The following is a 22,657-nucleotide window of genomic DNA, read 5'->3' as shown; positions in this document are numbered from 1 at the left end:
AGAAAAAGGAGTATGATAAAAAGTACAATTAAAAAAAATGATGGTTTTGAAGGACAAAGGGCCGTAATCATCCCCAAAAGAATACTATCAAAAACATGTGCAAGCAATGATATAATCAAAAGCATGTGTGTAAGCAGTATAGGATATTACCCAAAAGCGCGCTTTCACTATAGAAAACGGGCACAGGGAACAAATGAACACATCCTCATCTATTGTACAGAAGGGCAGGGAACGGTTAAAATAGGAAAGAAAATACATAAAGTAGAGCCCAATGATTTCTTTATTATCCCAAAAGGTACTGAACATGTTTACGGAAGTTTGGAAAATAATCCATGGACAATTTATTGGGCGCATTTTACCGGACGAAACGCTGATTCGATAGTACATGATACCACACTAAAGCTAAATAACAACAAAGAATTCATTCATTATTCGGGTAAGAGAATAGAACTTTTCGAAACGATATACCATCAGCTCGAACGTGGGTATAGTGTTGAAAACATGGAATATTCCAGTCTTTGTTTCTACCACTTTTTAGGAAGTTTTGCTCACCATAGCAAGTTTGATATAGATAAAACGAACCAGGATACGGGAATTGTAAACAGAGCGATCGATTACATGACCAAAAATATCCAGCTAACCTTATCTTTACAGCAGATGGCCAAAGATTTAAATGTATCTCCTTCTCATTTATCCTTTTTGTTTAAGCAAAAAACAGGCTACCCCCAATGGAATATGTAAACCACCTTAAGTTGCAAAAAGCTTGTCAGTTTTTGATGTTTACACCAATGCGCATAAAAGAAATAACCATTGAAATTGGCATGAATGACCCCTTCTATTTTTCACGTCTTTTTAAAAAGCAAATGGGCATGTCGCCCAAAACTTATAGGGCCAAAAGAAAGGAGCATGAGGAGGCAGAGCCAAAAATTTAACCAAATGGCTACATTAAGGATCATTGCAATTTGTATTATAATGAAAAGGATATAACCATTACCCAAAATGGTTTATGCAATTCCTATTCTACAGCCAAAAGCTATTTTTAGCGATTGTGAAAAAGAATATTTCATGAAACCTAAATCTTTCAGACAAGATAAGCCTTCGCGAAGTTCATCGAGGTTACTATAAAATCGTCCAGACATTTTATACATCAGCTTACCTTCTTTTACCAGATAAAAACATGGGTATTTACCGTACTTATCTTTTACAAGTGTATTGATATAGCCATCAAAATAATCCATATGATAAGTTCTGGTTATGGGTAACAGAAACATTTTAAAAGAAATGGTTTTTAAATTGGTGTCGATAATAACCCTTTTGTAATTTAATTTCATTTGGGCAATAATGTAAACCGACTGCGCTACTGTTACGAAAACAACAAGTACACCTAAGCCCGAAAATAATGGTACCGGTTTCTTACCGTAAAAACCTGCATAAAAAAGGAAACCATACAGTATTAACAACCCGGTCATTACAAACTGACCGATAACCTGATGGCCAGGGAATTTAGATTTAATCATATCAGAAAAAGCTGGCGCAATATAGCAGTTTAATGCTACTTTAATTATACGGACCGCTCTTTAATGGCATAAGCTTATAATATCAAAACAGTTAGGTCAGTCCATCCTTACAGCAGGCTGATGCTTACCATCTGGCACCATGGTGTACTGTAGATCTATAGTAAATCCGCATTTGAGTGCAAAAACGCGGACTATATGCGGACTCACTACGAACTTATCCCTTTGTTGGTAGCAAGATGATAGCATTTAAATAGCTTATTTCCTCCTTTAATTCATAAAACTTCCATCACCGCGGCGCATAATCCCGTTGCCATTTCTCCCCCTGGCACCGGTCCATTTTTGCAAATTGGCACTCAACCTAAACATAAAGTAACGGCTTAAGGCATTTGATTTTGTATCGGTATAACTACCATCCACATTTACATCACGGTTAACAAAATTGTTCTGATTTAAAATATCAAAAACCTGCACCGTAGCCGAAATCCTTCGGTGCCAGAAATCGCGTTGCAGGTAACTGTTTATCACCAGCGGATTACTGGTAATGTTTGCATTAATACCGGTTACAAAATTTTTGCTTGCACTATAGCCTAGTTCAAACCCTTTTAAGAAGTAGAATTTGCCATCAATATTTAAGGCCGTTGTTTTGGTTTTAAAATCGGTTGATGAAGATGTAGATAAGGTACTGGCCGATTTGGTAAAGTTAAACGAAGCCGATGGGTTTACTTCCACCCAGTCGTTAGGCGTAATGCGCGGACCAAATTTTTCGTAAAACACCCACGAATTGGTTTCATAAGCCACATTATTGTTCATTGAAACGCCGTGGTTGTAAGAGAAATTACCACGAAATGCCAAGTTATATTTCCGGTCGTTTAACTGCTTGTTAATTGAATAATTACCATTTAAATTGTAATTACCATTTAAGTTAACGTAATGTGTTTCGTTTAACTGGCTACCATAAGGCCCCGCGATAACCACCCTGTTGGTAACCACTTTATTTTGTGAAAAAGTTGCATTACCGTTTATAGAGTAGTTTAATTTCGAGTTTGCAATGTAATTATTGTAAGCAGTATTAATTGAGTGACTAAAGGTAACTTTTAAAGCGGGGTTACCCACTACCGGATTTTGAGGGTTCGACTCATCGCGCACCGGTTGAATCTGATCGAAACTTGGCTCATTTGCATTACCCGAATAGTTTAACTGAATACTGTGTTGTTTTGACCATAAATACTGAAAACGGGCAATGGGGATTAAATTAAAACTGGTACGCCTGGTAGTGGTGCCCAGGCTTGCTTTACTACCCGCTAAAACCGCCGGAATAGCCGTTAAACCTGCAGAAAAACGAACTTTAGCTTCGTTCCCCAATCCATACCTGAAATTTAATGCTACACGCGATTGGGTAAACGAATATTCATAAATATTGCTCAAAGAATCTACAATCTGGCTGTTTCCTGAAGCATTAATGTTACTGGTAATCGCCTTATTGTCGTAACCGTTGTAATTAACCTGGCTGTTAAATTCAATTTGAGTGGAACTTGTTAGCGGCTCTACGTAGGTAAAACTGGCCCTGTAATTACGTGTTAAGTTTTTGCGCTCTATTAAACGGTGCACCAACGAATCTTTGGTTACTATATTGGTGGTATCATAATACAAAATATTGTTGTTTTGCTCTGATGTTGCATCGGCATCTGAATTGCCAAATGTTAACTGAACCGATAAATTTCTTCGTGGTTTCTTAAAAACATGCTGATAAAATGCTGTTGCATTAATATTTGGACGCGTTGAAATGCTGCTGCTTAGTCCCTTTCTATCCTGGCGCGTTCTGATTGTTTGAATAGTTGATGAAATTGTACTGTTATTGGTTGTGCTCAGGCTTATATTTGGCGAAAAACGGATAAAGTTTGCGCTGTCAATATCATCTTCAAGTTCAAAACTAAAATTATGCGTTTTTGAGGAAGAATTACGCAAACTTTCGCTTGAAGTATGGGTATTGTAAGGTATGGTTGGGCTAAATGATTCGCTTATATTTGACGAGTTATTGTCGTTATAGCGGAAACTGTAATTGGTATTGATCTTGATTTTCTTGCCCAGCTGATCGCGGTACGAAAAAGACGGACTTGCAGAAGTTGCCGTACCACCACTGCCACTTGATGAATTGCCTCCACCATTGTTTCCACCACCACCATTACCGCCACGGTTACCACCACCGCCGCCGCCATTTGAATCGCCCCCGCTATTGGCCACACCGGTAACCGTATTATTTATCCGGCCATTAATGCCTATAACCTGGTTTTGGTTTAAACGGGTTGCAAATAGTGAACCCTCATAACGTTTATTATTACCCGCACCTGCCCCAAGGCGCAGCGAATTCCCTACCGATTTATCTGTACGGGTTACAATGTTTAAAATCTTTTCCGGATCGCCGTCTTTAATTCCCGTTCTTGCAGCCTGGTCACCATAATCATCAACAATTTGTATTTTATCTACAATTTCTGCCGGTAAATTCTGAATGGCCGAACTTACATCACCTCCTAAATAGGTTTTGCCATTTATCTTTGCTTTTGTAATTGTATTTCCCTGATGGGTTAATGAACCGTCGCTTCCTACTTCCATCCCTTCCATTTTCTTCAAAAGTTCGTCTACAGTCGCATTTTCGCGTACTATGTAATCGCTGGCTTTATACTCAACGGTATCGGTTTTATAGGTAATAGATGGCGTTCCGTTAATGGTAACTTCTTTTAGCGCATTCTCTTCGTTCTTCAGGAAAATAGGGTCCATTACAATTCTGGGAGTAACATCATTCTGCTTAAATTTGCCCACAAACGTTTTATAGCCCAAACTACTTACCGTTAAGGTGTAGACAGCTTCTTTTACGTTTTTGATTACAAATATCCCGTCATCATTGGTACTGGTTACCAAAGTATCATGGATAGAAGTTAACTTTACAGTACAGCTCGGAATCCCCAGTTTGGTATCGTCTTTAACCACACCACTTACTTCCCTGCGGGCAATGGGTGGAGGTACCTTTGCTTTTTTAGGTTGGTTTTGAGCATATAAACTCTGGCTTAAACAAAGTACCAGCATCAAAATTCCAAATGTTTTGCAAAGATTAAAAAAGGTGTTCTTGTAAAGTTTTTTCATGTTTGGTTAGCGCGTTGCCTTAGCAGTAATTGGTTGGAGTGGGGTTAATACAAAAAGTGCAGATCATTTTTGTATAAAATGATGCTATTTATTTTTTGCCAATGTGTATTTATCCCAGAAATCGGTAGGTAGCATTAAATCCTGAAAATTGGTTGAGCCCCCTCCGGTTCTTGCTCCGCTACCACCCCGGTTGCCACCGCCACCAAAGCCGCCGCCGTTGCCTCCTCCATTTCTGCCGCCAAATGAACCGGCAATTAAACCATTCAGCTTAATTTGAAAGGCAATCTCTTTGGCATCGCTGCTTTTTAAACCCAGCTGAGCAAGCGGTACAGATAATTCGTAGGTATATACGCCAGCATCATCAAAAACAGCAACAGTTTTAATGCTGTATTCGTTATAAATAGAAATTAAAGTATCCTGAATAGCTTTAAAGCCCAGCACCTTTATTTCTTTAACTGTTTCTAATTGGGTTTTATGCAAAGCAAGTGCAATTGAATCTCGCTGAGCAGTAGTTTGTTCCGAACGATTTTGGCCGCCACCAAAACCACCCCGGTTTGCACCAAAGCCCTGTGCCCCCTGCCTGCTCTTTTAACCAATGGGTAGGTAATTGAATAAGCATCTTTATCTTTCTTCCTGCCATCGGTATTGATGATAAAACTGATCCCTCCGAGCATAATTTTAGATATACTGGCCTGTTCTTTCGATTTAATAACGAGATATAAATTTTTCTCATCGTTTGCCAGCACATAATCTAAATTGGTCCGTTTATTCTCGGTAAATGGCAATCCATTCCATTCTGTAATATGGCCATCAATACGAATTCCACCCGGGGCGAGGTTTCCTTTCCGATCGCTTGATTTTTGGGCAAATGCAGATATAAATAAAGTGGAAGCAAAAAAAGCCAGGTACATTTTTCTCATCTCATAAATAGTTTAAGTTCGGTATTTATAAGCAGTAGACTGAGAATTTACCCGATGGCTTAATTGTTTAGTTTAAAAAAATCTGGTTTAAGGAACACAAAACATCAAAAACAACTTAAAAAGAACCATTTAACATTATTTCATCACTAAAATATTACGAACCGGAACAACTATTATAGCCAAATTAAGAGCAGCTGTTCCCGTTCATCTTTAAAGCATATAAACCGCATTTAACCAAAGAAATGCGATTTATATGCGGACTTACTGCGAACTTACCCTTAATTTGTCGGCAATATTACAGCAATTAATCCTGCCTTAAATTGGGATAAAACTCAAAGCTTAAATTCTGAATGAGTTGTACCTTCTAATTGCTTAACGTTGTTTTAGTATACGAATTTTCTATTTCTTAATACTTTCCATAGGATGCTCTTTCAATAATTGCTCTGGTGAGTAAAAATCCTTTTTATTTTGAGTGGCTTTCCTTATCGCTTTTACTTTATCGGGCGAAATTGCAGTACCCTTATTCCCAAACGAGTTACGAATATAGGTGAGCACTGCCGCTACTTCCTGATCTTTCAGCAATCCGCCGAAAGGCGTCATAGGAACCTGGCCGGGATATTTTTTGCCATTCACCTCTATTGGGCCCATTACGCCTTTCAGCACCAGTTTAATCAGCCGGTCATCGTTTCCATTTACCCAATTATTAGGTGTAAGTGGCGGAAAGCCTGCAATAGCAAGTCCTTTACCGTCTGCCTGATGACAGGTTTTGCAGTAGCCCTCTTTATTATAAATAATTTTTCCTTCGTTATACAAGGCAAGTGCAATGCCTGTAAGTGCCGTTTTTTCTTTCTTTTCTTTTTCCTCTTCTACATTTCTGCCGTTCAAATGCGCTACGGCTGTCTGGTAAGCCGGCAACATCCAGCTATCCAAAGGCAATTTATTTGCTTCGGCTAAAACCGGAAGTCCTTTTTCTTTGCCTATCCACGAGGCAGCGGCAATGGCTGTTAACCTTACCCTGCTATTTTTATCCCTGGCGGCTTCCATCAGCAAGTTTGCCTGGTCGGGCAGTTGATGCCCGGTATAACGTACCACCTCTGTAGCCGCAGCCCTTACATGATAGTCTTTGGCTTTCAATAGCTGTTTTAAAAGCTGTTGGTCTACTTTATTCATCCCCCAGCTTACCCAAAGCGCTTCGAGTAAATGATGTTCATATCTGGTATCGTTGGTATCCAGCTTTGCAGCCCAGCTTTTCAGTTTAGCCAACACCTGATTAACATCGCGCCCCCTCAGCTCTCTGCGGGTGCGGTAACGGGTTCTGTACTCTGGTAGTTTAAGATAATCAAGCAGCTCTTCAATGCTGGCTCCGTCTATTTTAGCAGGTTTTACCAGGGGCCTTGAAGGATAAGTAATGCGGTAAATCCTGCCATGCGAATGATCACGCAGGGGATCGCGGGCATTGTGTTGCATATGCCCAATGAGCACATTATGCCAATCTATAACATACAAAGAACCATCAGGTGCAAACTCCAGATCTACCGGTCGAAAATTAGGATCATTACTCACCAGCAGGTCCATGCGAAAATGGCTTTTATAGCCAGTACCATCATCCTCCAAAGTATGTTGTTTGGTTCCCAGAAAACCAATGGTATTATTAATCAGGAAGTCTCCCTGAAATTCATCGGGAAAATGGCGGCTGGATACAAATTCAATGCCTGATGTAGGTCTTACAAGCTGCTTTTCCTCTATCAGTTGTTTCGACTTATGGTTAGCCTGTCCGTATCGGGGTAAGATTGTTCCGGGAAGCATCCAACGAAAATCAGGACTGGAGGTTTCGGCATAGAAAGGTTGCCCCCAATCATCAAATGTAATGCCCCATGGATTAGGAATAGCCATTTGCGCCGTACGCTCTAATTTCCTGCGTCGTGGGTCAAACCGGTAAAAGCCGCCATTAGTGGCATAAATAGGTCCGTAAGAAGTTTCTATATTGGTGCGCAGAAATACGCCTTCTCCTGAAAAAATGGCTCCCGAGGGATCTGCTGTATACGCGTGGCTGCTGTGGTGAGAATCGTGATCATCAAAACCACTGAGCAAAATCTCCTTTTTATCAGCTTTATCATCCCCGTCGGTATCTGTAAGCAGAATAAAATTATTTCCCTGGGCAACATATACCCCTTCTGCCGCAATTTCAAAGCCAAGCGGTAAATGAAGGCCATCGGCAAAAACGGTTTGTTTATCGGCCTTGCCGTCGTTATTGGTATCTTCGAGAATAATGATCTTGTCATTAGGCTTTGAGTCTCCAACCTTATATTGTGGATAAGTAGGCATTACCGCCACCCACAAGCGCCCTTTGTTATCAAATGACAACTGCACGGGCTTGGCCAAAAAGCTGAATTCGGTTTCTGAGGCAAATAATTCTACTTTGAACCCCGGCGGCACAGTTAAACTGTTTACTGCTTCCTGCCCGATCAGGTATTTAAGATTGCCATTTTTTTTACTTGGTGTATAATTGGTTTTTACCTCTGGCAAAACGGTGGTATGCTTATCAGCTGCCTCAATATCCATTTTCTGTCCTTTAGCTGCTGCCAGCCAAACGGCAGTATCCCTGATCAGCGTCATTTCGCGAATCTTCTTTATCTCTGCCGGGAAATTATCAGGCCCGTAAGGTTTATACCTGCGACCATACACGTGCACTCCGTTAGGGATTTTAAAATCATTTAGCCACATCCAGTTTTTTTCCATTACAGCATCATGCACTAGCTTCCTGTTCGTTTCTGCTTCGGCTGCGTTTTTTCCAAAAATCTGATCTGCAAGCAAGACCCCGAGTTTTTTATAACCCTCTTCGTTTAGTTGAGACCCATCAATGGTTAATGGGCTTGAGGCATTTTTATACCATTCTAGTGTCGGGTTAAATACATCAACAAAGCGAACCCTATTTGCAGCAGCCACTTCTCTCATTGCATTGGTGTACAGTAGCAGGTTTTCATTTTCCTGCTTACCATCGGGCAAATCATATTTGGTTTTACCCTTAAGGTTTTCAAAAGCAATGGGCGATACGATGACGAGCTGTGGCCCTGAAGTGCCGTTATATTTTTGTTTCAGCGTCCATTTAATAAAGGCATCCAGTTCGGCTTTATAGTTATCAAGCCCCGCTTTCCCTTCAAAAGATTCGTTAAACCCAAAAAAGGAAATGATTACATCTGTTTTTAACCTGGTAAGCCATTGATCGGGTGTTTCAAAAAAGCCCTCTCCGGGATCTTCCATTTCTAATGTACCGCCTGCATCTTTTCTTTTAACAAGGTTAGCCCGCTCTACCTGAAACTTTTCTGCACCGGGAAAAGCCCAGGGAGAATTTCTGCTTGCATGAGGTCTGAAACCGGGCGTTTCTGCCGGGTTACACATGTTACGAATAAATAATTGGTGCGTTGGGAAACGAAGCTGCAATTCTGTTTCAAAATTATCGTAATTGATCATTCTCGACCCCAGGTTATTGCCAATCAGGGCAATACGTGTGCCTTTAGCCATAACAAGCGGCGAGGCTTTGTATTTAAAGGCGTTTATTATCACCATTGTGGGTATTGCCACGATGAGGCACAACAGGCTGATCTTTATTATTCTCGTCATCTTTAAGCAGGTTTACTTAGCTACACGGTATGGTACCTGGATATCCATTTTACCTTTCCATTTCTTTGGCACTTTTAAGCCCAGTTCATCATGAATGGCATTAATTACAAGGCGTTGGAAAGCCTCAATTCTGAAATCTTCGGGATGCCCCATCGTGGTCATAAAAACCTTTCCACCGAAAGTATTGGTACCTGTCCAGGCTACCGGATTTTCTACGGCGGCTCTATCAGGATTTACGGCTTTGCCTGTAAGCAATGTTGTTGATCCTTTTGTGGGATAATCGGGCACTACATGGTACAACCAAGAGCGAACGTGAAAATCTTTTGCTACGCCTGTAAGAATAGGATTGTTTGATGCCGCAGGAGCAATGCTCACATCGGTGCTGCTGTTATGGCCATAGTGTGTATGTTTAGCTTTCCCGCCCCAGCCCGGAGGCGCATTTAACGCGAACTCACCGAAAGCATTCCATTTTTCGCTGGGGTGCCCCTTAGGGAAATTAAATGCATGTGTAGTGGTACGAAAGCCCATTACTGGTTTTCCCGACTTCAGGTAGGTTTCAATGTGCGCAAGTTGTTCGGCGGGAAGTCTTCGCCACCGCAAGTAGAAAACAGCTAAATCTGCTTCTTTTAATATTTCCAGTCCGGGAATATTTTCTTCGCTATTGTGGTCTGGAGATGCTTTGAGTACAACGGCCCTCATGCCATAGTTCTTTTCCAGTTCGGCAGCAATAATGGGCAGCGTTTCTTCTCCGCTATATTCATGATCGCCGCACACAAAAACAACGAGTGGCTTTTTAGCCTTTTGCGTAGATGGCGCACAGCAAAGAACTGTACTCAGGGTTAATAATAAACCAACACAAAAATTATTCATTTTATTAGGGATTAATGGTTATCAAATAAAGGAATCGCGGTTATATACACTATTTAAATCAGCCTGCCCGCCACCAAGTATGGCAAGTACATTCTTCACGGTAAGCAAGCACATCCGCTGGTAGGTAGCGGCTGTAAGACTGGCTGCGTGAGGGGTAATAATTGCGTGCGGATGTTGTACAACCGAAAGGCTCTCTACGGGTGGTTCATCGGGCAGCACATCTGCTGCAAATCCGGCAATGGTATTTGCATTCAACGCATCGAGAAGCGCCTCATGATTGATCAGTGCGCCCCTTGCGGTATTGATCAGGAATGATCCAGGTTTCATTAACGTCAGTTGCTTAGCCCCGATAATCTCATTCGTTTCGGGAGTTAAGGGAAGATGTAAACTTACTATATCTGATTGTTTTAAAACTTCATCCATAGGCAGCTGTCGTGCTGTTCTGCTCCAGTAAAATACCTTCATACCAAAAGCCTCAGCTAGTTTGGCCACCCGTTTCCCTATATTTCCCATGCCCAATATACCAAGCGTTTTGCCATTCAGTTCATCTCCTGCATATTGGTTACGCCAGTTCCAGTCACCCTGTTTAACCCTTTCTACCGACTGATATAAATTACGCATTGCCATCAGCATTAAAGCGAGCGTGTGTTCTGCAATAGTGGCTGCATTACTGCCCGGCGCATTAACTACCCTGATCTTTCTTGCTGTCGCTTCAGCCACATCCACATTATCAAGTCCCACGCCGCACCTGGCTACCACCTGCAAATTAGAAAAGGCATCCATTAAAGGCTTATCAATCTGCCCCTTCCCCCTGGTAATAACGGCATGTATTTCTACCTTTCCCAAAACCTCATTTAGCCCACCTGCTTCATATCCTTTGAATACATGCGCATTTTCGGCTAGCAGCGAAAGTGCTTCTTCGGCAATAGTTTCGAGTAACAATACGTTTTTCTTCATTACTTTTTATGGTATAAAGTAGCGTCATCTGATTTTAAGCCTCTGAAATCGTTCCTGTTCGAAACGTATAAACCTGCTTCATAAAGCTCATCTTTAAATATCCGTTCGTCTACTTCAGCTCCAGGTATTGAAGAAATTTCTACCAGGTTGCCAGCGGGATCGCGTACAAACATCTGCATAGCTCCATCTGGCAATTCCCTCACTTTCCCCCAGGGGTTAACATCAATGGCATTCAACGCTTTCATGCGGAAAAAGATACTGCTGAAATCGTCTACCTGTACACAGATATGCCCGCGAAATGACGTGCGGTCTTCCCATTCCGAAATATGCAATTGTTGTTCATCATTAAACCTGAAAAACATTACAGGGTAATCGAACTTAAAAGCAGGGAGTGGCTCAAGGCCAAGTTCCTGCCTGTAGAAATCTCCTGCTTTTTCCAGATTATCTACAATGAGCGTTACATGATTAATTTTAAGTGCCTTTGCCATAATTAATTATTTTATACTGGCTGTTTAAACTGTTTTACAAAATCCCAGTTAGGGGTTAATCCCAGTCCTGGAGCAGAAGGTGCGGCAATTTCGCCGTTGATTACATTAATTTGTTCGTTCACCAGGTCGTACATCATGGGGTTTCCTCCTAAAGAGAACTCAATAATGGTTGCCGAGGGGCTTGCGAATGCTACAGTTAACCCTGCCATGAAAGAAAATGCTGAGCCCCAGCAATGTGGTGCCAGCTCTACCTGGTGCACACTGGCCAGATGCCCGGCCCGCATAGCTTCTGAAATGCCGCCAATAATGGCTGCATCGGGCTGAACAACATCTATAGCCCTGATTTGCAAAAGATCGTGTATATCAAAACTGGTAAACTCACTTTCGCCGGCGGCAATGGGTATGTGGGTAGCAGCCCTTACTTCTGCTGTTCCTTTCCTATTGTCGGGACTAACTGGCTCTTCAAACCAATAGATGTTACAATCTTCTACGCCCCGGCAAAATTGCTTTGCCTCGGGTACGCTGAACGTGCCGTGTGCATCAACCATTAACTTAATTTCAGGCGCCAGTGCTGCTCTGGCTGCTTTTACCCGATCTATACTTTTCTGTACGGTACCATCCATTACGCCTACACGCATTTTCACTCCCCCAAACCCTTTACTCACATAGCCATTCAACTGCTCGCCTATATGTTCCAGGTCTGCCCACCCCCCACTTGCGTAAGCAGGCATTTTATCTCTGCAGGCACCGCCAAGCAAATCAAGTACTGGAACGTTCAGCATTTTGCCTTTCAAATCCCATAGTGCGGTATCGATCCCACTCATGGCAGATACCGTAAGGCCCCGCCGTCCAAGGATAGGGAATTTTCTTCCTCTCGACAATGCATAATGGTCTCTTGTTCCATTATACATTTCTTCCCAAAGCCGGGTAATGTCTTTTACAGACTTGCCCAACAATACGGGCTTGAGTTCGTTTTCTATACAGTTTACAATGGAAGCACATACGCCTGAAGAGCCTACTGCAGCCTTGGCTTCTCCAAAGCCCTGCAATCCTGTATCTGTTGTGATTACCACAAGGGTCATATCAAAATTGGTAAGCAGCCCATAATCTGATACGTGTTGTTTCGCCTCAGGTATGGGGCAACGTAACCAAAATGCTTCTACATTTGTTATTTTCATTAAAATATAATTTGTCTTTTATCGGTTATGAAAGTGTTTGTATGGCGCTAGTGTTTAATCGCATGCAGTCACGGCTCATTGCTGTTGCTAAGCACTATGCTTATGATCCTTTCAGACCTTAAATAAGTTTTGATAAGGTATTAAATGATTGTTGGGTTAGCATGGTATAAAATGCATCGGTAACCGACGAGCTACCATGGTCTATCAGGAATTTCTCCTGCTCGGGACTAAGGTTTTCGGGCTTTTCGTCTATAGCTCCAGGATAAGGATTGGCGGGAGTACGATCTAATGGGGCACAAAACTCTACAGAAAGGACCTCGTTATAATTTATTTCCCGAAGGGTATCGATGATCTTTTGCCAGTTGAGATTTCCCATTCCCGGTGCCATGCGGTTATTATCTGCCACATGAAAACCTACCAGTTTCCCCTTCGCTTTCCTAATGGATTCAAACAAATCTGTTTCTTCGATATTCATGTGGAAAGTATCCAAACATACGCCACAGTTCGGGCCAACTGCTGCAGCCAGTGCCAATGCCTGTTCGGCACGGTTAATAAAATAGGTTTCAAACCGGTTAATAGGCTCAATGCCCAACAGTACGCCTGCGGCTTCGCTGTATTCGTATATTTCTTTCATGGCGTTAACAGCCCAGCCCCACTCCTCTTCCTTGCGGCCATCGGGCACCAACTTGCCTACTGTAGCAGGAACAACAGAAACCATATGGCCATCAAGTTCTTTCACCATTTTCACTACATCTTTTACGTACTGAACGGAAGCTGCCCGTTGCCCCTCATTACTGGCCAGCAGGTTACGCTCGCCAAGCATTAATGTTACAGAACCCCAGCAACTCAGCCCATGCGCTTTCATTAGTTTTCTTACGTCCTTTGTATTGTACTGATCAGGGTTCCCGGCAACTTCGAGCCTGGTATATCCAATCGCAGAAACTCTTTTTATCGTTGTTTCTATCGTTTCAGCACGCATCCAATTGTGTATTGCAAGTTCCATATCAGGTATAATATTTTGGTTAGTATCATGCAGACACCGCGTATAACGGCGCCTGGGTAAAACAAACTTATTCAGATTTCAATTGAAATAAAAATACTTCATTTGCTCATTTTTGATACTATATTTACATTAATAGTCAAATTTAGCTTCTAAAAATAACTATTGTACCAAAAAACAGTAATTATGAAAGTTTCTTACCGACCGATATCTACTCCTGAGGACGCCAGTTTCGCAATTAAAGAATACTGTCAGCCACAGTTTACCAGTACTTTTCATTTTCACCACAGCTATGAGTTGATCTTGATTGTAAAAAGTTCAGGGCAGGTGTATGTGGGCAATAAGGTAATGAATTATAAGGAAGGAGATGTCTTTATGTTCGGGCCGGGGCTGGTGCATTGTTTTTCAAGTGATATCCTAACTACAACTGATGAAGAAGTAGCGCACGCCATTGTAGTGCAATTCTCTGCAGATTTTATGGGAAAGGATTTCTTTGAGACCCTGGAACTGAGGGCAGTGAAGGAGCTGTTGCAACAATCGATATATGGTATAAAATTCGACACTTCAGCGGCTTCAACCAGCACCCGCTTCTTCCAGTTTCAGCCTAACCAGCAAATGAAAAACCTGATTCTGTTGCTGCAGATATTGGAAGAGCTTTCGCTGAGCAGTAAGCAAGGAGCATTACTCATTACAGACGATAGCAGAAAAATACGCCATAATGAAAGTAATGCTAAAAAACTGGCTTCCATATTCAATTATGTATTCGAAAATTATCATCGGGAGATAGACATCCAATCGGCGGCTTCCATCGCTTGTATGAGCAAAGCTGCATTTTGTCGCTATTTTAAAAACAGCACCCACAAAACATTCTCACAGTTTGTAAATGAGATTAGGGTAAGTCATGCCACAAAATTATTAATTGGGAAAGATAACAATATCACAGCCATCTGTTATGCCTGTGGTTTTGATAATGTTTCTTATTTTAACAGGCAATTCAAGATCCGGCAAGGTATATCGCCCAGGGAATACCGTAAGGTATTTATGGAAAGCAATGCCGATCGGCCCTTTTTGCGGCATACTGATTAAAACCTTCGGGCAACGGTTTAATACCAAAGGTAATCGGGGATATTGCATTGGTGCTACCCGGTAGCATAAAACCTTCAACTTCACAATTTTTCTGTAAGTTTATCGTCAACGCCAACTTCGCAAAGCGCTCACTATATCATGAAGATGTATATTTTAGTTAAAAGAGAGGTTCCTGATAAAATGGTACCCGTAATTACAGCACACGCATCTCTTGCCTGTTTTAGGAAATTTGAAAACACGGCAAACATGCAAACCTGGATAAATGGCATATTTAAGAAGGTGGTTTGTGTGGTTTCTGAAACAGAGTTCGCAAATGCTAAAAAGGAAGCAGACCATATTGTGCTCACCGAATCGGCATTAAACAATCAGGAAGCCTGCATAGCCTTTTCGCCCAGGGAAGAATATCCCAAAATGTTTAAGTTTTTTAAGATGTGGGTACCCAATAACAATGAGTAATATGCACAATCAGGAACCCCAGGTTTATAAATGGCTGGTTAAAAGCGGCAGTATTTTATTATTTAAGGATAGCGATAAAATACACCTTGAGCTAGACAAAGAAACCAGCGAAAGTTGTTTGTTAACCAAAGAAGATGCTGAAAGCTTAATTTCAATAATAACCGCCTTAGCTGAAGCCATTTGGAACAGCCCTGGTTATATTAAAGAACCTTATCAAGGACAGTTGTTTAAAACAGCCGATGAATTGGTTTATTGGGATTTAGGCCAGCCCACGTTGTATGTGGGTTTTAATGTAAACGAGCAGGCTATAGCCATAAATTATAGTGGTGATGCTGTATTGAAAATTTCTGTTAATTATGCTGTGGAGCTTATTCAGATTTTGACTCATTTTTGTAAGCAATTTGGAGTGTAGCTCTATCGGCACACAGTGGTGATTAAAGATGATGGAATGCCCGCAATATGGGACGGAATTACAAATCCCGATCAACGAGATAATAAATTGGGAATAAAACCCTAAGAATAAACCACCCTTAGTATAATAAGTGGTGCTAAATTCAAGCTGATTGGTGACCTCACCGAATAGCTCACCATTTTTTCAATACGTTTTAGCTGCAATTGCTATGATTTACATGTACAAATTTTAATAGTTAAATCAAAAAAGTAATCTAATATATGATGAAAGAATATTACCAAAAACATTCTGGCTTGAAATTTTCTGTCCAAAATCATAGACCATATTCCTTTTATCATAAAGCCGTTTTTATTACTTCCCGATTACAGCTGATTTTTGAGTTCTTAAGTTGTGAGCTAACTATTGAGTAGTCATCATTTTTTTTATGTTTCTAAAAAAACGTAGTAGCAAAGAACTTTCCTCGGTGATAATTTCTGCATCTGCTAACATTCCATTCTTTAAAACTATCTTATTGTATTTATCTTTATTTTCAAATTTTTCAAAACTTACCTTAGCGATGAAGACACTATCTTGATAAGCTACATCAGAAATATAGGTAAGTCTCCCTCTGATTGTTCCAAATTGTTCAAATGGGTAACTTTTTAGTTTGATCAAAGTTCTTTCTCCCCTATGGATTTTGCCCATATTATATTGTGGAATTTGCATTTCTCCAAAAAAATCTGTATTACCAGGATTGACGATAAAAACCTCTTGACCAGCCAATATGTTCTGATTCTGCTGGATAATTCCCGCATAGCTCAATCGTCCCTTTACTGGCGCTCTCAGAACATATAGTTGAATCCAAGCATCACTATCACCTATACATTGATTTAACGATTGGATAAACTTTGCTTGCTCCTCAGCAATGGTGTGCCTTATATCTAACAATTCTTTTCGTTTTGCATTATTTGCGGTGGAATTATTTAGGATAGCCGTCTCTGTCTGTTGTAAAGGATATTTTGCGGCAAGATATTTATTTTCATGTTCCGAAAATTCATTCCGAGAGATTACCTTTTTTTCATAAAGCTGTTTATAAGCTTTATATTCTTTTTCATTATTTGCATACTCCTGTTCTTGAATTTTTTGCTGTTTGAATATCTGTGTTTTTAAACTACTGATATCTTGGAGATCACGCTCAAGAAAGGTGGCCTTATTTATATAATAACCATTTTTTTTTGTAGAAAGAAAGGCTAGATATTGCTGATAAAAATTCTGATAACTTGTCTGTAGCTCTCCCAAGTTCATCGCTGCCGGTAAGATCAATTCTTTATCAATATTATTTAAAATGTTATGTTTAATGATGAGTAGCTTTTCATTGACCTCAAGGATGTCTACGGGGTTTGCAGTACTTTCAAAATATGCCAATATCTGGTTTTCTTCTACGGTTTCGCCATCTTTGGCTAGCAGTTTGGTAAGCTTTGCATTTTGCTTGGCCAATATAGGCTTTGGTGAATTGAGAGAGTTTATCTTTAATCCTGTTTTTACCACATCAGGATATTCAATTAATGATGACATTAATAGGATTCCGAGCAGAACAATAAAGATTACAGTATTTCCACTTCTCAATATCCAAGATGGTACTGACGCGATTATTTCCTGAACCTCTTCGCTATTGATATCTACATAGCTTTGTTCAGGCAGTTTTAAACTATCTGCCTGATGTATTTTGCTATCTATGGTGCCTAATTTATTGTTCATCTTTTTTAAATTAATATTTCAATATGATGGGTAATAGCCTGAAAATCTGATATTTTTTGTTTAATTTCCTAGCTCTAATTGATTTTTTACAAGCTGATAGTAATCTCCTTTTCTCTGGGTTAGTTCCAAATGAGTTCCTTGTTCAATGATAAGCCCCTTGTCTAGCACAACAATATTATCCGCGTTTTTCACAGTACTTAATCGGTGTGCAACGACAACAACAGTACGGCCTTCAAAAAAACTTTCCAGATTTTCCATGATGATTTTTTCATTGTTTGCGTCCAATGCATTTGTCGCCTCATCAAAGAAAATATACTCAGGATTTTTATACACGGCCCTTGCAATAAGGATTCGCTGTTTCTGTCCTTGACTTATTCCATTTCCTGCCGCGCCGATTTTGGTATGAATGCCAAGCGGGAGTTCATCTACGAAGTCAGCAATATTGGCTACTTTGATGGCGTGCTGCAATTTTTCAATGTCTGGGTATTCATCTGCAACTGCTATATTTCTAGCTATTGTGTCTGAAAAGATATAACCATCTTGCATGACTATGCCACATTTTCCCCTCCAAAATTTAAAACTGACCTGATTTATATTTGAACTCCCTATTTTGATTTCACCTTTTTGTGGTTCATAAAAACGCAGTAAGAGTTTCAGGATTGTTGTCTTTCCGCTCCCGCTCATACCAACTATAGCTGTGGTTTTACCAACTGGGATTTCCAGATTGATATTAGACAGTACAGGATCATTGCCTGCACCGGGATAAGTAAAACTCAATTGATTGAGTTTTATAGTAGTATGTTTAGGTAAATCGAATAGAAACTGTTTTCCTAATGGCTCCTCATTTTCTAGTTCATGAACCTCGTTTAATCGCTCCAAGCTAATTTTGGCATCCTGAAAACCCTGTAAAAAACCTAAAAATTGCTCAATCGGGCTATTCAACTGGCCAACTATATATTGCACAGCCATCATACCGCCAAGAGTCAATTGTCCGTCTACAACAGATTTAGCCACTAAAAAGGTAATTAAAATATTCTTCCCCTCATTTATGAAAAATGCAAAAAATTGCTGAATCTGGCCTAGCGCAAGGCTCTTTATACTAAATTTGAATAAACTGGCTTGCACGCGTTCCCATTCCCAACGCTTTTGCTGTTCACAGTTATTGAGTTTTATTTCCTGCATGCCTGAAATCAACTGAACAACTGTACTCTGATTTTGAGAGGCAATGTCGAAACGTTTAAAGTCAAGTTCCCTACGTTTTTTGAGAAAAATAATTACAACTATGCTGTACAATATACTGCTAACAACAAAAATTAGAAATACATCTAAATTGTAATAGGCTAATACAAAAGCAAATGCAATAAGATTAAAAAGAGAAAAGACCGTACTGAGAGATGATCCTGTCAAAAAAGTCTGTATACGTCCTTGATCGCTCATCCGTTGCATGATATCGCCAGTCATCTTGGTCTCAAAAAAACTCATAGGCAATTTCATCAATTTGATTAGGAAATCGGTCAAAATGGAGATATTGATGCGTGTACTGATATGCAACAATATCCAGGCACGAATAAAATCGACACTCATCCGTCCTAAAAAAAGCATAGTTTGGGCAATTAAGACAATATAAATGAAATTTAAATTTCGTGTATTAATACCAATATCTACAACAGCTTGAGTTAAGAAGGGCAGGATCAATTGAAGTAAACTACCTACACCAAGTCCCATGAAGAGCTGTATGATTAGGCTTTTGTATTTTACTAAATAACCTAGTATATAGGTTATATCTAGCCTTTTATTAGGATCTCCTATTTGCTGATAAAATTCAGGACTGGGTTCAATGGCTAAAGCAATTCCAAGACCACCATTTTCATTTCGAGTATTTTCCCAAAATTTTACAAACTCGTCCTTATTGTACTTAATGAGACCTCGGGCTGGATCCGCTATATAAAAGATGCTATTCTTTTCCACCTTATAGAGTACTACAAAATGATTCTGTCGCCAATGAAGTATACATGGCATTTCCATTTCCTGTAGTTTACTTACAGTCAGTTTGACCCCGGTTGTTCTGAAGCCAATTTTCTCTGCTGCCTCGCTAATACCTAATAGAGAAACACCTGCACGGTTGATACCTGAAATCTCTCTCAAACGTTGTAAGCTATAATTTCGACCATAATATCTTGCAATCATGCGTATACAGGTTGGACCACAATCCATTTGATCTGGCTGCTTATAAAATGGGAATTTTTTCAATGTAAAATTGTTTATAATTGTTTAGTACAGTAGGCGAATTGTTTATGTCTTCCTTGGATAATTTCCGGCGAATAATTCAGCCTCAGGCAAAATGTTTCCATAACGTTAAAATCTAAGGGTCTATTTACATCATCGAATATAACTGGACATTCTATTCCGGTAAATAAATCCAAATGATCTAAGATTCCAGCCTTTAATTCTACGGGAGGGCCGTCAACTAACATAAAATCAAATGATTGTTGAAGTACTTCTAGAACCGCCTGACGATCATACCAGCCAGCTTTAATAGGCGAATGAATACAGAAATGGGATTTTCCGCGATTTGTAACGAAATCTATGTCATGCTCTATGCTGTGGACTTCGAAATTTTCCAAAAGAACATTTGTCCCATTACCAGAACCAAATTCAAGTATTTTTTTACCTGAGGTTATTTTATCCTTAATAAAATCAATCATTTCTTGTTCTATGGGCCAACTATTTGCTTCGCTGTTCTGAAATGAAAAGGATAAAGTCAGATCTAAAAATTCATAGAAATGCTTATGGTTATAGATTTTAAAGCGTTCGTTGGCTTCTATCAGTCTATTACACCAAATTACGGCCGACTCTAGATCTTTTTCACATAATTTGATCTGCAGCATTTTAAAGTGAACATTTAGTTCTATCGGAACATATTTTATCTTAAATTGTCTAAGTTGGCATAACCGGATTTGATCGGCAAACTGCAATTGTTCTATTCTTTTTTCCTGAGAGATCTGATTGCCATGGGAACGATATTCCACCAGTACCTCGGGTATATTCATCACTTTGAATTTTTTTGAACATCTAATTGCAAAATCATAATCTGCGGCGAATTTTAATCGTTCATTGTAGCAAATGTGAAATCTTTTTAAAAAAGAGGCTCGATACATCATTGATGAGTGGATAAAACAGTTATCTCTGAATAAAAAAAGCTTAATATAGTTATGTTCAACTGGCTTTCTTAGAATTCCTACTTTTTGATCAATCTCATTTATAAACTGTCCGAAGCTTCCTACAAGTCCCAGTTTGAGATATCGTTCCAAGTAATTATACTGAACTTGTAATCTATTAGGCAAGGATATATCATCTGCATCCATTACAGCAATATATTTCCCCTTTGATATGCTATTGCCTATATTTCGACATGCGTAATTGCCTTTGTTTGTCGGATTTCGGATCAAGCGTATTCTTTTATCTTTAAACTGTTCAATAATAGAAACAGTATTGTCAGTCGAGCAATCATCAATGATGATCAGTTCAAAATTATCAAAGGTCTGGTTGAGTATACTGTCGATGGCTTTTTTAATATAATCCTGGCCATTATACACTGGTAGAACAACAGAAATAAGTATTCTTAAATTCATAATAAATGTTCTTTCTAAGGGTAATTACCCAGCAGTATTGCTATAGATGATTTTTTTATAGGAACAGTGCCTACTTATAAGCTGTACAGTACTTTCCTAAGTAAATAATTAACAAGTGATCATTTGCTCCCAGCATGCCTATCAAAGAAATCTGATAAATAGACCTAAGTTGCAAACCCACATCAGTCGATATCGAAAAAAGTCCGCTCAAATGTCATGTTGGGATCTAGTAGGAAATGAGGTCTATTATGAGAGTCCATATTTTTACTGTCGTAGATAAGCAGCCTTAATATTTCTCAGAAAGTTTTGGCTTTCATTGAACATATTGCTAACAAGCCCTGGTATCTCATTGTGTATCTGAGTGATGTCTGAATATCCAAAATCCCTTTGAATAGAAATATATGGGAAAAGTAACATTTTGTGGCTAGTCAATAAGGAGAAAACACCATCGGCAGTATCAGTCTTTTTAAACTTATAATCTAATATCTTTTTAAAGAACTTAGAGTAGATTACAATAAACTGAGTCGAGAAAATTGGGTTTATCCAATACCTTTCGGCTGTTATGGGCATTGCCTGCCCAAAGCTGCCTGCTCCCCCTGAGAGGATGTCTGCTCCTTGTTCACCTGCTTCGATAATGTTTTTGATTAGGAACTCTTTTGAATATTCTTTGGTGAATTCATGATCATCTTCACAAATTACGATTACATCATCCTCATTCTCTATCGCCAATTTAATCACTTTGATAATGCTTTTCCAAAGCCCTATAGCGCCAGTGGTATGTCGACAAGCTTCTACTATAGTCGTCTCGAACTCATTTCTTTCAGAAAATTGTGTTTTGATATGACTGAGCCTTTCTTCCCGCTCAGGTAGATTAATAATATAGGTAGGGAGTAAAATTTCATTTAATTGCAAATCCGTATGGCTAAAATTGATATTTGGTAACGCTTGATAAAATGCTCTAACCCTTATTAACTGATCTAGTATTAAAGCAGTATTTTTGAACAGGTCACTTACAAAACCTATTGTATCGTTCGAGATGGTTACATCAGAATAGCCAAATTCTTTTTGGATAGAGATAAATGGGAAAATAACCAATTTATTGTCACTCAATTCAGAGATTTTGTAATCGGAAGCATCGCCATCTTTAAACTCCGCATTTAATATGGTGTCATAAAACTTACGAAAGATCACTGTAAATTGTAAGCCTGAAAATTTATCAACCCAAAATAGATCCTTTGAAACCTGCAAAGCACTTCGGCACCAGCTGATCCCACCCAGCAGAATATCAGCTTGCAGTTTCTTTGCCTCAGAAATCAACCTTTCGAGCTGTTTTTTGTCATATTTTGGTGTGAACTGGTGGTCATCCTCACAGATAATTACATATTCTGCTGACCTCTCTTGTCCGGACCGGATAATCTGTTTGATTGTTTGCCAGAGACCTGATGCTCCAATCTGATGTGAGATAGCAGCAACCAAATTAACAGTATATTCTGGTCTGCTTTCAAACTCTCTTTTAACATGTGAATAACGATCAACCCTATGTGGAAGATTAATTACGTTTGCACAGAACACAGTTCTTTCATGACTTTCCATTTGTTGCCTTAATTTAGATTAATAATTTTGTCGATTACAATAGACACAGATA

19 protein-coding genes are annotated in these 22,657 nt (G+C 39.6%); 5 read left to right on the top strand and 14 right to left on the bottom strand.

The features are described 5' to 3' along the window. Window positions 1-12: 12 nt before the first annotated feature. Window positions 13-741, top strand: coding sequence for an AraC family ligand binding domain-containing protein (locus tag G7074_RS14090; RefSeq protein ID WP_166208982.1), 729 nt, complete (start codon window positions 13-15; stop codon window positions 739-741). Beyond that, on the top strand, window positions 729-932 hold the full coding sequence (locus G7074_RS14085) for a helix-turn-helix transcriptional regulator (RefSeq protein WP_166208979.1): 204 nt from the start codon (window positions 729-731) through the stop codon (window positions 930-932). The genes G7074_RS14090 and G7074_RS14085 overlap by 13 nt, the downstream gene beginning before the upstream one ends. A gap of 72 nt (window positions 933-1,004) precedes the next feature. Here G7074_RS14085 and G7074_RS14080 read toward each other — a convergent pair whose 3' ends face one another. The 10 genes from G7074_RS14080 to G7074_RS14035 all read right to left on the bottom strand — a co-directional run bounded on the left by G7074_RS14080 (window position 1,005) and on the right by G7074_RS14035 (window position 13,692). After that, window positions 1,005-1,517 carry a hypothetical protein gene (locus G7074_RS14080; protein ID WP_166208976.1) on the bottom strand — a complete coding sequence of 171 codons (513 nt, stop codon included), beginning with the start codon at window positions 1,515-1,517 and terminating at the stop codon, window positions 1,005-1,007. Window positions 1,518-1,784: 267 nt separating this feature from the next. Beyond that, a complete protein-coding gene (locus G7074_RS14075) occupies window positions 1,785-4,655 on the bottom strand; it encodes an outer membrane beta-barrel protein (RefSeq protein ID WP_240916304.1) in 2,871 nt (956 codons plus the stop codon). Between the two features lie 84 nt (window positions 4,656-4,739). Then, complete coding sequence (locus G7074_RS14070; RefSeq protein WP_166208973.1) at window positions 4,740-5,135, bottom strand: hypothetical protein; 396 nt, start codon at window positions 5,133-5,135, stop codon at window positions 4,740-4,742. Then, the gene (locus tag G7074_RS14065; RefSeq protein WP_166208970.1) at window positions 5,117-5,575 is read right to left on the bottom strand and encodes a hypothetical protein; all 459 of its coding nucleotides are present in this window, start codon (window positions 5,573-5,575) and stop codon (window positions 5,117-5,119) included. The genes G7074_RS14070 and G7074_RS14065 overlap by 19 nt, the downstream gene beginning before the upstream one ends. Before the next feature lie 399 nt (window positions 5,576-5,974). Beyond that, window positions 5,975-9,196 carry a PVC-type heme-binding CxxCH protein gene (locus G7074_RS14060; RefSeq protein ID WP_166208967.1) on the bottom strand — a complete coding sequence of 1,074 codons (3,222 nt, stop codon included), beginning with the start codon at window positions 9,194-9,196 and terminating at the stop codon, window positions 5,975-5,977. Window positions 9,197-9,208: 12 nt separating this feature from the next. After that, window positions 9,209-10,066, bottom strand: coding sequence for a ThuA domain-containing protein (locus G7074_RS14055; protein ID WP_124558357.1), 858 nt, complete (start codon window positions 10,064-10,066; stop codon window positions 9,209-9,211). A 21-nt stretch (window positions 10,067-10,087) separates the two neighbouring features. Then, window positions 10,088-11,023: a 2-hydroxyacid dehydrogenase gene (locus G7074_RS14050; protein ID WP_166208964.1), complete on the bottom strand. Its 936-nt coding sequence runs from the start codon at window positions 11,021-11,023 to the stop codon at window positions 10,088-10,090. Next, the gene (locus G7074_RS14045) at window positions 11,023-11,511 is read right to left on the bottom strand and encodes a VOC family protein (protein WP_124558355.1); all 489 of its coding nucleotides are present in this window, start codon (window positions 11,509-11,511) and stop codon (window positions 11,023-11,025) included. The genes G7074_RS14050 and G7074_RS14045 overlap by 1 nt, the downstream gene beginning before the upstream one ends. A gap of 11 nt (window positions 11,512-11,522) precedes the next feature. After that, window positions 11,523-12,689, bottom strand: coding sequence for a mandelate racemase/muconate lactonizing enzyme family protein (locus tag G7074_RS14040; RefSeq protein ID WP_124558354.1), 1,167 nt, complete (start codon window positions 12,687-12,689; stop codon window positions 11,523-11,525). Window positions 12,690-12,807: 118 nt separating this feature from the next. Then, window positions 12,808-13,692 (bottom strand): sugar phosphate isomerase/epimerase, encoded by an 885-nt coding sequence (locus G7074_RS14035; RefSeq protein WP_124558353.1) that lies wholly within the window; start codon window positions 13,690-13,692, stop codon window positions 12,808-12,810. Window positions 13,693-13,875: 183 nt separating this feature from the next. Here G7074_RS14035 and G7074_RS14030 point away from each other — a divergent pair, with 183 nt between their 5' ends. The 3 genes from G7074_RS14030 (at window position 13,876) to G7074_RS14020 (ending at window position 15,643) form a co-directional block, all read left to right on the top strand. Continuing rightward, on the top strand, window positions 13,876-14,775 hold the full coding sequence (locus tag G7074_RS14030) for an AraC family transcriptional regulator (RefSeq protein ID WP_166208961.1): 900 nt from the start codon (window positions 13,876-13,878) through the stop codon (window positions 14,773-14,775). Between the two features lie 138 nt (window positions 14,776-14,913). Beyond that, on the top strand, window positions 14,914-15,231 hold the full coding sequence (locus G7074_RS14025) for a peptidyl-tRNA hydrolase (protein ID WP_166208958.1): 318 nt from the start codon (window positions 14,914-14,916) through the stop codon (window positions 15,229-15,231). Between the two features lies 1 nt (window position 15,232). Continuing rightward, complete coding sequence (locus tag G7074_RS14020) at window positions 15,233-15,643, top strand: hypothetical protein (protein WP_166208955.1); 411 nt, start codon at window positions 15,233-15,235, stop codon at window positions 15,641-15,643. Between the two features lie 399 nt (window positions 15,644-16,042). Here the strand turns inward: G7074_RS14020 and G7074_RS14015 are convergent, their stop codons facing one another. The 4 genes from G7074_RS14015 to G7074_RS26620 all read right to left on the bottom strand — a co-directional run bounded on the left by G7074_RS14015 (window position 16,043) and on the right by G7074_RS26620 (window position 22,605). Further along, window positions 16,043-17,380 carry an HlyD family secretion protein gene (locus G7074_RS14015; RefSeq protein ID WP_166208952.1) on the bottom strand — a complete coding sequence of 446 codons (1,338 nt, stop codon included), beginning with the start codon at window positions 17,378-17,380 and terminating at the stop codon, window positions 16,043-16,045. 60 nt (window positions 17,381-17,440) lie between these two features. Then, on the bottom strand, window positions 17,441-19,630 hold the full coding sequence (locus tag G7074_RS14010) for a peptidase domain-containing ABC transporter (RefSeq protein WP_166208949.1): 2,190 nt from the start codon (window positions 19,628-19,630) through the stop codon (window positions 17,441-17,443). 11 nt (window positions 19,631-19,641) lie between these two features. Then, window positions 19,642-21,012: a glycosyltransferase gene (locus G7074_RS14005; protein WP_166208947.1), complete on the bottom strand. Its 1,371-nt coding sequence runs from the start codon at window positions 21,010-21,012 to the stop codon at window positions 19,642-19,644. A gap of 264 nt (window positions 21,013-21,276) precedes the next feature. Continuing rightward, window positions 21,277-22,605 (bottom strand): hypothetical protein, encoded by a 1,329-nt coding sequence (locus G7074_RS26620; RefSeq protein WP_205944049.1) that lies wholly within the window; start codon window positions 22,603-22,605, stop codon window positions 21,277-21,279. Window positions 22,606-22,657: the final 52 nt, after the last annotated feature.

This window comes from Pedobacter sp. HDW13, assembly GCF_011303555.1.
In the GTDB taxonomy this organism is placed as follows: domain Bacteria; phylum Bacteroidota; class Bacteroidia; order Sphingobacteriales; family Sphingobacteriaceae; genus Pedobacter.
This window is presented reverse-complemented; position numbering and strand designations above follow the sequence as displayed.

Excerpts from the sequence above, each read along its gene's own strand:
- G7074_RS26620 (WP_205944049.1), bottom strand. The coding sequence starts at position 22,605 with ATGGAAAGTCATGAAAGAACTGTGTTCTGTGCAAACGTAATTAATCTT.
- G7074_RS14030 (WP_166208961.1), top strand. The coding sequence starts at position 13,876 with ATGAAAGTTTCTTACCGACCGATATCTACTCCTGAGGACGCCAGTTTC.
- G7074_RS14075 (WP_240916304.1), bottom strand. The coding sequence starts at position 4,655 with ATGAAAAAACTTTACAAGAACACCTTTTTTAATCTTTGCAAAACATTT.
- G7074_RS14035 (WP_124558353.1), bottom strand. The coding sequence starts at position 13,692 with ATGGAACTTGCAATACACAATTGGATGCGTGCTGAAACGATAGAAACA.
- G7074_RS14090 (WP_166208982.1), top strand. The coding sequence starts at position 13 with ATGATAAAAAGTACAATTAAAAAAAATGATGGTTTTGAAGGACAAAGG.
- G7074_RS14050 (WP_166208964.1), bottom strand. The coding sequence starts at position 11,023 with ATGAAGAAAAACGTATTGTTACTCGAAACTATTGCCGAAGAAGCACTT.
- G7074_RS14040 (WP_124558354.1), bottom strand. The coding sequence starts at position 12,689 with ATGAAAATAACAAATGTAGAAGCATTTTGGTTACGTTGCCCCATACCT.
- G7074_RS14055 (WP_124558357.1), bottom strand. The coding sequence starts at position 10,066 with ATGAATAATTTTTGTGTTGGTTTATTATTAACCCTGAGTACAGTTCTT.
- G7074_RS14015 (WP_166208952.1), bottom strand. The coding sequence starts at position 17,380 with ATGAACAATAAATTAGGCACCATAGATAGCAAAATACATCAGGCAGAT.
- G7074_RS14045 (WP_124558355.1), bottom strand. The coding sequence starts at position 11,511 with ATGGCAAAGGCACTTAAAATTAATCATGTAACGCTCATTGTAGATAAT.
- G7074_RS14005 (WP_166208947.1), bottom strand. The coding sequence starts at position 21,012 with ATGAATTTAAGAATACTTATTTCTGTTGTTCTACCAGTGTATAATGGC.
- G7074_RS14020 (WP_166208955.1), top strand. The coding sequence starts at position 15,233 with ATGCACAATCAGGAACCCCAGGTTTATAAATGGCTGGTTAAAAGCGGC.
- G7074_RS14060 (WP_166208967.1), bottom strand. The coding sequence starts at position 9,196 with ATGACGAGAATAATAAAGATCAGCCTGTTGTGCCTCATCGTGGCAATA.
- G7074_RS14085 (WP_166208979.1), top strand. The coding sequence starts at position 729 with ATGGAATATGTAAACCACCTTAAGTTGCAAAAAGCTTGTCAGTTTTTG.
- G7074_RS14025 (WP_166208958.1), top strand. The coding sequence starts at position 14,914 with ATGAAGATGTATATTTTAGTTAAAAGAGAGGTTCCTGATAAAATGGTA.
- G7074_RS14080 (WP_166208976.1), bottom strand. The coding sequence starts at position 1,517 with ATGATTAAATCTAAATTCCCTGGCCATCAGGTTATCGGTCAGTTTGTA.
- G7074_RS14065 (WP_166208970.1), bottom strand. The coding sequence starts at position 5,575 with ATGAGAAAAATGTACCTGGCTTTTTTTGCTTCCACTTTATTTATATCT.